This is a genomic window from Reyranella aquatilis (assembly GCF_020880995.1).
GTDB lineage: Bacteria > Pseudomonadota > Alphaproteobacteria > Reyranellales > Reyranellaceae > Reyranella > Reyranella aquatilis.
This window is the reverse complement of record NZ_JAJISD010000008.1, coordinates 243,356-256,958: the sequence shown is the minus strand read 5'-3', so window position 1 is coordinate 256,958 and position 13,603 is coordinate 243,356. Positions and strand designations below refer to the sequence as shown.

9 protein-coding genes are annotated in these 13,603 nt (G+C 66.9%); 3 read left to right on the top strand and 6 right to left on the bottom strand.

All coding sequences use genetic code 11. The annotated features are described in order from the left end of the window. Nucleotides 1-84: 84 nt before the first annotated feature. Together LJ725_RS19455 and LJ725_RS19450 are read left to right on the top strand one after the other, a co-directional pair. Nucleotides 85-1,290 (top strand): CaiB/BaiF CoA transferase family protein, encoded by a 1,206-nt coding sequence (locus LJ725_RS19455; protein ID WP_230552359.1) that lies wholly within the window; start codon nt 85-87, stop codon nt 1,288-1,290. A gap of 9 nt (nt 1,291-1,299) precedes the next feature. After that, complete coding sequence (locus tag LJ725_RS19450; RefSeq protein WP_230552354.1) at nt 1,300-2,154, top strand: SDR family oxidoreductase; 855 nt, start codon at nt 1,300-1,302, stop codon at nt 2,152-2,154. Nucleotides 2,155-2,175: 21 nt separating this feature from the next. Here the strand turns inward: LJ725_RS19450 and LJ725_RS19445 are convergent, their stop codons facing one another. The 3 genes from LJ725_RS19445 to LJ725_RS19435 all read right to left on the bottom strand — a co-directional run bounded on the left by LJ725_RS19445 (nt 2,176) and on the right by LJ725_RS19435 (nt 7,682). Then, entirely contained in the window at nt 2,176-2,748 is a 573-nt protein-coding gene (locus LJ725_RS19445; protein ID WP_230552353.1) for an AI-2E family transporter, read from the bottom strand. 562 nt (nt 2,749-3,310) lie between these two features. After that, entirely contained in the window at nt 3,311-4,492 is a 1,182-nt protein-coding gene (locus LJ725_RS19440) for an efflux RND transporter periplasmic adaptor subunit (protein ID WP_230552351.1), read from the bottom strand. After that, nucleotides 4,482-7,682: an efflux RND transporter permease subunit gene (locus LJ725_RS19435; RefSeq protein WP_230552350.1), complete on the bottom strand. Its 3,201-nt coding sequence runs from the start codon at nt 7,680-7,682 to the stop codon at nt 4,482-4,484. The genes LJ725_RS19440 and LJ725_RS19435 overlap by 11 nt, the downstream gene beginning before the upstream one ends. A 162-nt stretch (nt 7,683-7,844) precedes the next feature. On the opposite strand from LJ725_RS19435, the gene LJ725_RS19430 reads away from it, so the two are divergent. Further along, nucleotides 7,845-9,440 carry a GMC family oxidoreductase gene (locus tag LJ725_RS19430; RefSeq protein ID WP_230552348.1) on the top strand — a complete coding sequence of 532 codons (1,596 nt, stop codon included), beginning with the start codon at nt 7,845-7,847 and terminating at the stop codon, nt 9,438-9,440. A 91-nt stretch (nt 9,441-9,531) separates the two neighbouring features. Here the strand turns inward: LJ725_RS19430 and LJ725_RS19425 are convergent, their stop codons facing one another. The 3 genes from LJ725_RS19425 to LJ725_RS19415 are packed head-to-tail and all read right to left on the bottom strand — an operon-like array spanning nt 9,532 to nt 13,602. Next, nucleotides 9,532-9,957 carry a PaaI family thioesterase gene (locus tag LJ725_RS19425; protein ID WP_230552347.1) on the bottom strand — a complete coding sequence of 142 codons (426 nt, stop codon included), beginning with the start codon at nt 9,955-9,957 and terminating at the stop codon, nt 9,532-9,534. Then, nucleotides 9,954-11,456: an indolepyruvate oxidoreductase subunit beta family protein gene (locus LJ725_RS19420; RefSeq protein ID WP_230552346.1), complete on the bottom strand. Its 1,503-nt coding sequence runs from the start codon at nt 11,454-11,456 to the stop codon at nt 9,954-9,956. Before LJ725_RS19420 ends, LJ725_RS19425 begins: the two co-directional genes overlap by 4 nt. A gap of 22 nt (nt 11,457-11,478) precedes the next feature. Continuing rightward, the gene (locus LJ725_RS19415; protein ID WP_230552344.1) at nt 11,479-13,602 is read right to left on the bottom strand and encodes a thiamine pyrophosphate-dependent enzyme; all 2,124 of its coding nucleotides are present in this window, start codon (nt 13,600-13,602) and stop codon (nt 11,479-11,481) included. Nucleotide 13,603: the final 1 nt, after the last annotated feature.

Below are 13,603 nucleotides of genomic sequence, written 5' to 3'. Positions count from 1 at the left end.
GTTCGATCATGTCCTGACGGTACCGGGCCTCCGCCCCATGGTCTATAACCGCGCCTCCTGTCTCAATCCGTGGAGTGGAACGAAATGCCGGTGGCAAGCGGGGGCGCGCTCGAGGGCCTGAAAGTGATCGACCTGTCGCGTGTGCTGGGAGGCCCCTATTGCGGCCAGATGCTGGCCGACCACGGCGCCGACGTGATCAAGATCGAGCCGCCGCAGGGCGATGAGACCCGCACCTGGGGTCCTCCGTTCGACGCCGAAGGCATCTCGGCCTACTTCGCCGGCATCAACCGCAACAAGCGCACCATCGCCCTCGATCTCTCCAAGCCCGAGGGCCGCGAGGTCCTGCTGAAGCTGCTCGAGACGGCAGACGTGCTGATCGATAATTTCAAGACCGGCACGATGGAGAAATGGGGCATCGGCTACCACGACGTGCTGGCCGCGAAGTTCCCCCGCTTGGTCCATGCCCGCGTCTCGGGCTTCGGCGCCGACGGGCCGCTGGGCGGCTTCCCGGGCTATGACGCCATGGTACAGGCCTCGGCCGGCCTCGTCTCGGTGAACGGCTCACCCGAGGGTGGCCAGGTCCGCATTGGCGTGCCGGTGGTCGACCTCTCGACCGGCATGAACGCCACGATCGGCATTCTGATGGCGCTCTACGAGCGCAACCGTTCGGGCAAGGGCCAGTTCGTCGACGCGACGCTGTACGACAGCGCCATCGCGCTGCATCAGCCGCATGCGCCGAACTATTTCATGGCGGGCCTCAAGCCCAAGCTCGTCGGCAACAGCCATGCGAGCCTGGTGCCCTACTCGAATTTCCCGACGAAGACTCGCAACATCGTGGTCGGCGCCGGCAATGACGGCCAATTCCGGAAGCTCACGCAGATGTTGGGCAAGCCGGAACTGGCCGATGATCCGCGCTTCAAGACCAACAAGGATCGTGTCGCGCATCGTGCCGAGCTCGAGGCCGAGCTGCGCGAACTGTTGAAGGACCGCGACGCCAACGAGTTCTCGCAGGAGCTGATGCGCGGCGGCGTCCCGTCGGCCGCCGTGCTCGAAGTCTCCGACGTCATGGAGGCGCCGCACACGAGGCATCGCGGCATGGTGTGGGAGAAGGATGGCTGGCGGAACGTCGGCAATCCCGTAAAGCTCTCGCGCACCCCGCCCAAGGCCCGCACCAAGCCCAAGAAGTTCGGCACCGACACCAGGACCGTGCTCGAGGAGGCCGGCTATTCCGCCGCCGAAATCGACAAACTGGTCGCCTCGGGCATCGCCCTCACCGAGATCAAGAAGTAGGAAAAGACGATGTTCCAACCCGACCTGCTCAAGGGCAAGCGCATCCTGGTCACCGGCGGCGGCACCGGCCTCGGCCGCTCGATGGCACACCGCTACCTCGAACTCGGCGCCAACGTGATCATCTGCGGCCGCCGCGAGGACGTGCTGAAGGAGACGGCCGCCGAGCTCGCGAAGGAGACTGGCGGCGAGATCGAGACGGTGGGCTGCGACGTGCGCGTCCCCGACGCCGTCGAGGCGATGATGGACAAGATCTGGGAGAAGCGCCCGCTCGACATCCTCGTCAACAACGCCGCCGGCCAGATCCTGGCGCAGACCCACAAGATGTCGCCACGGGCGATCGACGCCGTGCTCGGCATCGTGCTGCACGGCTCGGCCTATTGCACCGTGGCGGCCGGCCGCCGCTGGATCGAGGCCGGCGAGCGCAACAAGGTGGTGATGTCGATCCTCACCGTCTCATCACTGACCGGCGCGCCCTTCACCGTGCCCTCGGCGATGGCCAAGGCGGGCGTTCTGGCGATGACCAAGAGCCTCGCCGTCGAATGGGGTCCCAAGGGCATCCGCACCTGCGCGATCGTCCCCGGCCCCTTTCCGACCGAGGGCGCCTGGAGCCGGCTGATGCCGAAAGAACGCGGCGGTCAGGACGAGATGATCAAGGCGATCCCGATGCGCCGCACCGGCGAGCATATCGAGCTGGCCAACCTCGCCGCCTTTCTGGTGAGCGACGGCGCGGCCTACATCAACGGCGATGCCATCGTCATCGACGGCGGCAAGATGCTGCAGTCGGGCGGCGGCGGCGCCAACACCTCGGCCATGCTCGACTGGACCGACGAGCAGTGGGACGCCATCCGCCCGAAGAAGAAGTAAGGGATTGGTCCGGGCGACGTGTCAGGCCGGGGGCGCGGAGGCGTCGCCCTCTTCCTCGGACCTGACGCCGGACGCGATCCACGCGACCAGCAGGTCGTAGAAGACGGAAAGAACCACAGGGCCGACGAACAGGCCGATCAGCCCCCCGGCCAGCGTGCCGCAGATGACGCCGGCCAGGATCACGGCCATCGGCGTCGGCAGGCCGCGCGCCATCAGGATGGGGCGCAGCACGTTGTCGAGCAGCAGCAGCGGCAGCGTGTAGACGGTGAAGAGACCGGCATGCAGGGCCGGAAGGTACATCCAGGTCCAGACGATGACCGGGATCATGATGATGTTGGGCCCGACCTGAACGATGGCCAGCACCAGGCAGACGAAGGTGATGGGGCCCGCGAACGGCACGCCCGCCACCAGCATGCCGATGCCGAGCAGCGCCGACTGCAGGAGCGCGATGCCGATGACGCCCTGCGAGACGTTGCGGATCGTCGAGCCGGCGATCTCGAGGAAGTGCCGGCCACGCTTGTCGGCGACACGGCCCGCAAGGCCACGAACCGTCTCCAGCAATTCGTCGGAATAGGCCAGCAGGATGCCCGCCACGATGATCGCCGGCGAACTGCAGCACCTCCAGGAACACCCCTCCGGCAACGCGACCGATCCAGCGGCCGGCGGAAGCGAGCTGGCCGACATGGGTGGTCACCAGCGCGCGTATATCGTTGGAGCCGTTCAGCCAGAATTCGTAGACGCGGTTGCCGACCATCGGCCAGTCACGCACCGATTCAGGCGGTGGCGGCACGACATGCTCGCCCCGCAACAGCATTCTCGCATAGGCGTCCAGGCTATCGATCGCCGATCCGGCCAGGATCACCACCGGCGTCAGCAGCAGCACCAACAGCAGGACCGAGAACAGTGCGGCGGCGAGACCGTCGCGGATGTGCAGACGGCGGCGCACAATGTTGAAAAGGGGAAAGACGGCGACCGACAGGATGATGGCCCAGAGCATCAGCGGCGCCACCGGCTGCAGCAGCAGCAAAGTCACATAGACGATGGTCGCGATCAGACCGAGTCGAACCGCGACATCGATCGTAAACCGCGTGACCTCGGCCCTGCCCTTTTCCGTATCGATCATCGCCGTCTCCGCCGCCCCCGTGGCGGGAGACTTTTATCGCACGGCGGCGGGCCTGGCGGTATCGACGACCCGCACCGGGTCGCCGTTGGCAAGCCCGTCCGGCGGGCTTTCGATGACCCGATCCTGGGCCGCGAGGCCGCTGCCGATCTCCACGATCTGGCCGAGGTCGCGTGCGATCGTGACCGGCTTCAGCACGACCTTGCTGTTGGCGTCGACGGTGGCGACCCGCAGGCCTTTCTGGTCGAAGATCAGCGCGCCCGCCGGCACGGCCAGCGACTCCATACTGGACGGCAGCTCGATGCGCGTGTTGGCGAAGGCGCCGGGCATCAGTTCTCCGTGGGCATTGTCCACCACGACCTGCATTCGGGTCGTGCCGGTCTGGGCATCGACGGCACGGGCCGACGCTTCGACCACGCCCCTGTAGATCTTGCCGGGATACTCGGGGACCGTGATCTGCACGTTCGTATTGAGCTTTACCGCCGGCACGAAATTCTGCGGGATGCTGACGTTCAGGCGAAGTCTTTCGACGTCGGAAATGACGAACAGCGCGAGCCCGGCGCTCGATTCGGCGCTGATGAGCGCTCCGACATCCGTGTTGCGGTTCGTCACGATGCCGTCGAACGGCGCCGTGATGCGCTTGTAAGCCGACAGGACCTCGAGGCGGTCTACGGCGGCTTGGGCTGCCCTCGTGAGCGACTGTTTTACCGTGAGGTCGCCGGTCTTCTCGTCGACCGTCTGGCGCGACACCGTATTGGCGCCGCCGAGCTGCTGCCAGCGCCCCGCCGTCACGGTCGCCAGTTGCTCGGCCGCCTGGGCGCTGGCGAGCGATGCCTTGGCCTGCAGGAGCTGCTGGTCGAGATCGGGCGCCTCGATCTCGGCCAGAAGCTGGCCGGCCTTCACGGGCGCACCGATATCGACATACCAAGCCTTAAGGAACCCGCCGACGCGGGCGTAGATCGGCGCGCGTGAATAGGCCTCGAGCCGCCCCGGCAGGTCGAGCGACGTCTTGTTGGCGCCGGTCGAGGGGTTGATGACGCTGACCGTCGGCACCGCCTGGGTGTCGGTCCAGTCCTTCAGCCGCGCTTCACTGGCCTTCCTGGTCCAGATGCCGTTGGCCACGACGGCTGCGAGGCCCAGGGCCACCGCAAAGCCGAACAGCACGAGGCCGCGCCGGGAACGCGGCTTGGAGGAAGCGGCAGGGGTTTCAGGCGACATGAGGCGCTCCGGGCACGGGGGCGCGCGCCGCAGGGGGCGCCTTGCCGTGATTGCGGTGGACGACGCTGAAGACCACGGGAACGAACATCAACGTGGCGATGGTGGCAAATACAAGGCCGCCGATGACCGCCCGGCCGAGCGGCGCGTTCTGCTCGCCGCCCTCGCCCATGCCCAGCGCCATGGGAGTCATGCCGATGATCATGGCGAGTGCCGTCATGATGACGGGCCGGAAACGGACGACGCCGGCGTCGAGCGCGGCCGCCGTCGCATCCCCCAGTTCGAGCAGCCGCTCGCGGGCGAAGGAGATCACGAGCACGGAGTTGGCGGTCGCCACGCCCATGCACATGATGGCGCCGGTCAGGGCCGGCACCGAGAGCGTGGTCCCCGTGGCGAACAGCATCCAGACGATGCCGGCCAGGGCAGCGGGCAGCGCCGTGATGATCACGAACGGATCGCTCCACGACTGGAAGTTCACGACGATCAGCAGGTAGATCAGGACCACCGCGCCGAGGAGACCGAACAGGAGGCCCGAAAAGGCCGATTCCATGGTCTTGACCTGGCCCTGGACCTTGACCGACCGGATGCGCGGAGATTGTTGCGGCGCCAGTTCCGCCACGACGGCGCGAACGTCCGCCGCCACGGCCCCGAGGTCCCTGCCTTGCACGCCGGCATAGACCTGGACCATGCCCTGAAGGTCGTACTGCGAGACCACGGCGTTGGCGGACGAACGCTTGATGTCGGCCACGCCCCCCAGAACCTGAAGCTGGGCGGCAGCGGGTGCCATGATCGGCAGGTTGCTGAGCGAGGCCAGCGAATCCAGCCGGTACTGCGGCGTCTGCATGACGATGTTGTAGGTCACGCCGTTGGCCGGGTTGAGCCAGTAGGTCGGAGCCACCTGGCTGGAGCCGGCGAGATTGACGACCAGCGAATTGGTCACGTCGCGTGTCGTGAGACCGACGGTCTGGGCACGCGAGCGGTCGATGTCGACGGCGAAGACCGGCGCGCCGCGCGACTGCTGGATGCGCGCGTCGACGACTCCGGGGATCTGGCGGATACGTGCCAGCAGCCTGTTGGCGTGCTCGAAGCCGGCATTGGTGTCCGATGTGCGGACCTGGACGTCGATCGGCGACGGGGCGCCGAAGTTGAGGATCTGGCTGATGATGTCGGCCGGCAGGAAGGAGAAGGTGAAGCCGGGAAAAAGTTCGGGCAGCCGCTCGCGCAACGCCGCGACGTATTCCTCGGTCGGCCGGTGGTCCGGCGTCAGCTTGATCTGGATGTCGCCGTCCTGCGGTCCGATCGTGCCGGTGTTGTTGTAGGCCATGTTGATGCCGCTGACCGGCATGCCGACATTGTCGGCCATCGTGGCGATCTGGCTGGGCGGAATGATGGTGCGGATCGCCTTCTGGATGTCCACGAAGCTGTTGGCGGTCTCCTCGACGCGGGTGCCGATGGGTGCGCGCACATGCATCAGGATCTGCCCGGAATCGACGGTGGGAAAGAAATTTCGGCCGAGGAACGGGACCAGCGCGAACGACCCCAGCACGAAGGCCATGAAGCAGACGATGAACACGCCGCGACGGGCGAGCGCCAGGCCCAGCAGGTCGTGATAGACCGCGCGCAATCTCTCGAACCGGGCCTCGAAGCCGCGCTGGAAGCGCACCAGCGGGTTGCGCGATGGCGGCGGCGCCTCGCCGTGACTGTGCGCCCCGTGCGGCTTCAGCAGGAAGTTGGCCATCGTCGGCACCAGGGTGCGCGACAGGATGAACGAGCAGACCATCGCGAAGATCACTGCCATGGCCATCGGCACGAACAGGAAGCGCGCCACGCCCTCCAGGAAGAACATCGGCACGAAGACGATGCAGATGCAGAGCAGCGACACGAAGGCAGGCGTCACGATCTGGCGGGCGCCGTCCATGATCGCGGTCTCGACGTCCTTGCCCTGCTCCAGATGCCAGTTGATGTTTTCGATGGTCACCGTGGCATCGTCGACCAGGATGCCGACCGCAAGAGCCAGTCCGCCCAGGGTCATGATGTTCAGCGTCTCGCCGAACGCCGCCAGCAGCGCGATCGACCCCAGGATGGCGAGCGGAATCGAGATGGCAATGATCACGGTCGAGCGCCAGCTTCCGAGGAACAGCAGAATCATCAGGCTCGTGAGCACCGCAGCCAGCACGGCCTCGTGTGCCACGCCCGAGACCGCGCCCTCGACGAACAGCGACTGGTCGCCCAGGACGGCCAGGGACACATTGGCGGGCAGCACCTTCTTCAGCTCCGCGACGCGCTCCTTGATGCCGGCAATGATCGCCAGCGTCGACGTCGTGCCGTTCTTGAGCACGGCCAGCAGCACCGACCGGCCGCCGTCCACATGCACGATATTCTGTTGCGGCGGGTTGCCGTCCCGCACCTGCGCCACGTCGCGCAGGTAGACCACGGTGCCGTTGGCCGCAAACACGGGGATGTCCGCCAGTGCGTTGAAGTCGGCCGGCGCGTTGTTGAGCTGGATCGCGTACTCGTGGCCGCCGATCTTCTGGGTGCCAACCGGCGTCAGGAGGTTCTGCGCGGCCAGCGCATTGGCCACGTCGGCCGCCGACAGGCCCCGCGCCTGCAGGGCCGCGGGATCGAGATCGATCTGGATCTGCCGGAACTTGCCGCCGAACGGGAACGGGATGGCCGCTCCCGGGACGGTCACCAGCGGCGTGCGGACGGTGTTGATGGCGAGGTCGAACACCGCCTGCTCGGGCACGCCCTTGCCGGCCAGCGCGAGCTGGATGATCGGCACGGTGGCGGCATTGTAGTTCAGGATCAGCGGCGGCGTGATGTTGGGCGGCATCTGCCGGAGCACGGTCTGGGCGATGGCCGTGACCTGCGCATTGGCAATGCTGATGTCGACACCCGGCTGGAAGAAGATCTTCACGATTCCGACGCCGGTATAGGACGTGCCCTCGATATGCTCGATGTCGTTGACGGTCGTCGTGAGCGCGCGCTGGAAATTCAGCATCACGCGGCCCGACATCTGGTCGGGCGGCAGGCCCGTGTACTGCCAGACCACGGCGATGACGGGGATCCTGATCTCGGGGAAGATGTCGACCGGCGTACGCAGGGCCGCGAGCGGCCCGACGATCAGGATCAACAACGCCATGACGACGAACGTATAGGGTCGCTTGAGTGCGACCCGGACCAAACCCAGCATCCTGGTCTTGCTTTCACCCGGCCGTGAGGCGCCTGGCTCCCCCGTTTCGGCGACCGCTCATCGGAACATGCGACTGCACACCTGTCGAGGCGAGATTGGCCCTGCTATCTGCATGGCGGTGCGCTAGGGTTGCATGACGACAATACGCAAGGATCCGGGGAAATGGCCGAGTACGACTACATCATCGTTGGCGCCGGTTCGGCGGGCGGCGCGCTGGCTGCCCGGTTGACCGAGGTCCCCACCAACAAGGTACTCCTGCTGGAGGCCGGCGCGGCCAGCCATCCCTACTCCCGCATGCCGCTGTCGTTCGGCCTCCTGATCGACAACCCGGCGGCCAACTGGCTCTACCAGTCGGAGCCCGAACCCAATACCGCCAACCGGGTGATCCCGGTGCCGCGTGGCAAGGTGCTGGGCGGCTCGAGCTCGATCAACGGCCTGGTCTGGGTGCGCGGCCAGCCGCTCGATTTCGACACCTGGGCGCAGATGGGCTGCCGCGGCTGGAGCTGGCGCGACGTCGCCCCGCTCTTCACCCGCATGGAGAACTTCGTCGACGGCGACGGCTCGAACGGGCGCGGCACCGACGGTCCGCTCAAGGTCTCCACCGTGCCCGACCAGAACCCGCTGTACGATGCGCTGTTCGAGGCCTCGAAGGCCGCCGGCTTCAAGACCAACCCGGACTACAACAGCGAGGACCAGGAAGGCGTCGTGAAGACGCAGACCTCGATCTACAAGGGCCGGCGCATGAGCGTGGCCCATTGCTACATCGAGCCGGCGATGAAGCGGCCGAACCTGCATGTCGTCACCCACGCCCATACACTGCGCGTCCTGCTAGAGGGCAAGCGCTGCATCGGTGTCGCGTACGAGAAGGACGGCAAGACGGTCCAGGCCCGCGCCAAGGAGACGATCCTGTCCGCCGGCGGTGTCGCCAGCCCGCAGATCCTCGAACTCTCGGGTATCGGGCAGCCTGAGCTGCTGAAGAAGCACGGCATCGAGGTGAAACACGAGCTGAAGGCGGTCGGCGAGAACTTCCGCGACCACATCAACGCCCGCATCATCTGGCGCCTGAAGGTGGCCAACGTCTCCTACAACCACATGGCTCGCGGCATCGGCGCGGTCACGCAGATGATGAAGTACCTCGCCACCGGCGGCGGCTTCATGAGCCTGCCCTCGGCGCCCCTGCTCGGCTTCCTGAAGACCCGGCCCGAGCTCGAGACGCCCGACGTCCAGATGCATCTCGTGCCCTACTCGATCAAGGACCCGAAGACCCGCAAGCTGCAGGATTTTCCGTCGATGACGATTGCCTGCTACCAGCTGCGGCCCGAGAGCCTGGGCTCGATACACATCCGATCGGCCGATCCCAAGGCGCATCCGGCCATTCGCTTCAACTTCCTCGCCGACAAGATCGACCAGGACGCGATGACGGCAGGGTTCCGCATGATGCGCCGCATCGTCGATGCCAAGCCCATGGATCCCTACCGTGACGAGGAGTTCTCGCCCGGACCGTCGGTACAGACCGACGAGGAGATCCTCACGTGGATCCGCAACAACTCGCAGACGGCCTATCACCCGATCGGCACCTGCCGCATGGGGCCCGAGGGCCAGAACACCGTGGTCGACGACAAGCTTCGGGTGCACGGCATCCAGGGCCTGCGCGTCGCCGACGCCTCGATCTTCCCGACGATGCCGTCCGGCAACACCAACGCGCCCTCGATCATGGTCGGCGAGAAGATGGCGGACATCCTGAAGGGGGCGGCTTAGGCCTCATCGGAGCGCGCCATTCCCATGGTGCTCAAGCATCGTCGCGAGAAACGACAAGAGAAGAGCGCCACGGGAGTGGCGCGCTCCATGGCTACACCACCACCGGCTTGCCGCTGATCAGGGCGGTGCCGGTCATCGCGGCGACCAGCTTGCCGTCGGCACGCACCACATCGATGCGGTAGTTCGAGGCCTTGCTGGAGCGCGAGATCTCGATCGCCCTGGCGGTCAGGACCTCGCCGAGGCGCACCGCAGCGCTGTAGACGATGTGGGCGTCGATGCTGCCCGAGACGACGCCCTGCGAATTGCAGGCGAAACCGAAGGCGGCGTCCGCGAGCGTGAAGGTCAGGCCGCCATGGCCCACGCCATTGAAGTTGAGATGACGCCGCTCGATCATCACGCGCGTCACGGCCCGGCCGAGCGAGGCCTCGACGAGCTCGATGCCCAGGCTCCTGCAGAGTTCGTCACGGCAAGCCAGCGCCGCGACGTCGATCGCTGCCGGTTCGGCTTTGTCGTTCATTCCGCTGCCTGCTTGAGTGTCGATATCGTGCTGGCGATGGCCGCCAGCGTCCGCGTCAGCGACTCCCCCTCGGGATCGGACAGTGCCGCGACGCGCGCATTGGCGACGGCATCGGCTGCCGTGCGCGGCGGCAGGCGGCCTGCCAGTGCCGGCGCGATCACCGCGTCCGAGATTCGCCGGTAGTTGGCGAGGCCACGCTTGTGAGTGTCGCCGTAGCCCTTGATGAGCCGGGCCGTTTCGGCGATCTCCTGCGCGAGTTCGATCGCGAGCGGTGCAGCGCCGCGGATCTGCCTCAGCCAGCATTCGATCGCCGCCTGCTCCTCGACGTAGCGCGAGGTGCGCGGCCGCCACCAGCGCAGGCCGGCCACGAGGCGCAGCCGCGCGAAGCCCAGCACGGTGGTCGTGCGCACCTGCATCGAGAAGTAGGTCTTGCCGAGCCGTCCGGTCCGTTCGCCCCAACCGGTCAGGCGCCGTGCCAGCGACGGCGGCAGGATGGCGGCAATCTCCTCGATGCCCGGCTTGAAATGCTCGGTGATCTCAAGCGGCTCCTGCTCCTTGGCCCGGACCTCGGCCCGAACGCGCGCCATCCGCTCGCCCGAAGTCTTGGCCTGGGCCACACGGATCACGTCCTCGAAGGACATGCGCACCGCGAGATGGCGCGCGACCTCGCGCAGCAATTCGCCCGATCCCAACGCCTGGATCGTGTCGAGACGATCGAGATAGAGCGCCGCGTAGCGCCGGTCCTGATAGGCCGTGAGCCGGCGGATACCCTCCTCCACGACGTCGAGAGTGCCGACCGGATAGGTACGCCTCGCCCGTTCGATCAGGTCCTCGACGCCCTGCGCCGCCGTCTGCCGCTTGCGATGCTCGCGCACCGCCTGCTCCAGTTCGCCGCGGGCATGGCCACGCCCGAAGGCGAAGGCCGCGAGGTTGGTGTCGACGGACTTGCCGGCCTGGCGGATCGCCGCCTCGAACGCCTCGTCGGGAATGGGCAGCTTGCCCGAGCCGGCCAGCGCACCCAGAAGCACCGCGTTGATCACGCCGCCGGACTCCTCGGCCGCCTGATCCATGTCGAACAGGATCTGCTCGCGGCTGCGTTCCTTCACGGCCCGCAGAAGGCGGCCGACATCGAAGCTGCCGTCGCCCATCGCCATGCGCTCGCCGATCGCCAGCACGCGATGCGTTGACGCGATCAGCGTCGTACGATCCGGCGTCACGAAGCCGTTGAAGATCATGCGACCGGCTTCCAGCAGTTCGGTGGCCAGGGCCACGTCGACCTCGCCGATCGCGGGATTGAGTGCCAGTACGGTCGAAGATGGCGCGCCCGCCGGCATGACCTCGATATAGTAGGTCGTGGCGCCGGTACGTTGCGCGACGCCCGGAATTTGCGTCGCCTGCACCGCTCGTCCGCGGCTCTGCGCCGCCGCCACGATCCAGTCGCACAGCACGCCGCCACCATCGCCGCCCAGCGCGCCAATCAGGATGGTGACGGGGTTCATGCGCCGGTAGCGCGCCGCGCGTTCATGACGCCATGGCTCCGATCACCTTCGAACGGAGTTTCCACCTCAGGCGGTCCCACCAGGTCGCGTTCTGCACGATGTCCGCCTTGTAGAAGGACGGGCAGAGCACGGCGGCATCGGCGACCTCGCCGCACAGGCCGCAGCCGACGCAGCCGTTGTTGACGCTCGCGACAGGGTCGGTTCGCAGCGGGTCGGGACTGGGCTTCACCACCAGCGACGGGCAGCCGGATAGCCGGATGCAGGAATGATCGCCCGTGCAGACCTCGTCGTCGACGCCGTAGCGCGTCCGCACGACCCGCTCGCCGCGCTTCAATTGTGCGGCGATTTGCGGACGAATGCGGCGCTGGCGGGCGAGCTGGCATTCGCCGTCGGCCACGATGACCTTGAGCCCCTTGTCATCGGTGCTCATCGCCTCTCGCAACGTCTTGAGCATCGTGCCGACATTGTAGGTACGGATGGTGCGCAGCCAGCCGACGCCCATCGCCTTAAGCGTTGCCGCGATGTCCGATGTCGTCTCACCGTCGCGACGGTTACCCGACGTGTTGGGTATGAACTGCGCGCCCGTGGCCGAGGTATAGCCGTTCTGCATGATGACAAGGACGCGGTCGCCGCGATTGAACATCGAGGAGGCGACGCCGCTCAGGAGCCCGTTGTGCCAGAAGCCGCCATCGCCCATCACCGAGATCGTCCGCTTCTGCATCACCGGCGCCACCGCGCCGGCGGCGGCCAGCGACATGCCGAAGCCCAGGATCGAGTTCCCGAGATTGAACGGCGCCAGGGTCGCGAACGAATGGCAGCCGATGTCGCTCGAGATGTGGACCTTGCCGACCTCGCGCTCCAGCAGCTTGATCGCCGAGAAGACCGGCCGCTCGGGGCATCCCACGCAGAAGCCCGGCGGCCGCAAGGGCAGCGGCCCGCCCAGCAGGCGCTGCGCCTCGGCGCGACCGGCGCGCGCCGCCTCGAAACGTTCGCGTGGGCCGCTCAGGTCGATGTCGTTGGCCGACTGGGCGAAGAACTTCAGCAGCCCTTCGGTCACGACCTCGGCGGTGTACTCGCCGGCCATCGGCAGCACGTCCTTGCCGTAGATCCTCGTGTCGACGTCGCGCTTGCGCAACAGGACGTGGATCGCCTGCTCGATGTAGTCGGGCGCGCCCTCCTCCACGACCAGCACGGCGCGCTTGTCCTTGCAGAAATCGACGATCTGGTCGGGCGCCAGCGGATGGGTGACGTTCAGCACCAGGGTCGGGATCCTGCCCGCGACCTCCAGCCGATCCAGGCCGCGCACCAGCACATTGGTGATGCCGCCCTGTACGATGATGCCGAGATCGGAGCGTTCCCCGGGCAGCAGTTCGTTCAAGCCATTCTCGACGATGAACCGCTCCGCCGCGGGCTGGCGGACCTCGACCTTGATCTTCTCGTGCGCGTAGGTCGACGGCGGGTGCGAGATGCGGTCGTAATTGTGGGCCGCCGGCTCGGCGAGCCGCCGGTTGCGCGAGATGGAAGGCGGCACGTTGTCCTTGGCGACGAACTCTCCCGTGACATGGCAGGCGCGGATGCGCAGCTCCATCATCACCGGCGTGTTGGTCGCCTCCGAAAGCTCGAATGCCATTTCCGTGCAGCGTACGATGGTCGGCAGCGAGGGGCGCGGGTCCATCAGCCAGACGGAGGATTTGAGCGCATAGGCCTGGGTGCGCTCCTGGATGACGGAGGCGCCCTCGCCATAGTCCTCGCCGACGACGATCAGCGCGCCGCCGATCACGCCGGGCGACGCGAGGTTGGAGAGCGCATCGGCCGCCACGTTGGTCCCGACGATCGACTTCCAGGTTACGCAGCCGCGCATCGGATAGTTGATCGAGGCGCCGAGCAGCGCAGCCGCGGACGATTCATTGGTGCAGGTCTCGAGATGGACGCCGAGCTCGTCGAGCAGGTCCTGCGATTCGACCAGCACATCGACCAGATGCGACACCGGCGCGCCCTGGTAGCCGCCGACATAGGCAACGCCCGATTGCAGGATCGCCTTGGTGACGGCGAGGATGCCCTCGCCGCGGAAGACCTCGCCCTCGCCCAGCCGCAGCGCGCGAACCTCCTCAGTGAAGGAACGCTCCGGGTTGGTCCGCTGGGACACG

What these genes read in the sequence shown, in the direction of transcription:
- LJ725_RS19455 (WP_230552359.1), top strand. Translation starts at nt 85, where the DNA reads ATGCCGGTGGCAAGCGGGGGCGCGCTCGAGGGCCTGAAAGTGATCGAC.
- LJ725_RS19450 (WP_230552354.1), top strand. Translation starts at nt 1,300, where the DNA reads ATGTTCCAACCCGACCTGCTCAAGGGCAAGCGCATCCTGGTCACCGGC.
- LJ725_RS19440 (WP_230552351.1), bottom strand. Translation starts at nt 4,492, where the DNA reads ATGTCGCCTGAAACCCCTGCCGCTTCCTCCAAGCCGCGTTCCCGGCGC.
- LJ725_RS19435 (WP_230552350.1), bottom strand. Translation starts at nt 7,682, where the DNA reads ATGCTGGGTTTGGTCCGGGTCGCACTCAAGCGACCCTATACGTTCGTC.
- LJ725_RS19430 (WP_230552348.1), top strand. Translation starts at nt 7,845, where the DNA reads ATGGCCGAGTACGACTACATCATCGTTGGCGCCGGTTCGGCGGGCGGC.
- LJ725_RS19425 (WP_230552347.1), bottom strand. Translation starts at nt 9,957, where the DNA reads ATGAACGACAAAGCCGAACCGGCAGCGATCGACGTCGCGGCGCTGGCT.
- LJ725_RS19420 (WP_230552346.1), bottom strand. Translation starts at nt 11,456, where the DNA reads ATGAACCCCGTCACCATCCTGATTGGCGCGCTGGGCGGCGATGGTGGC.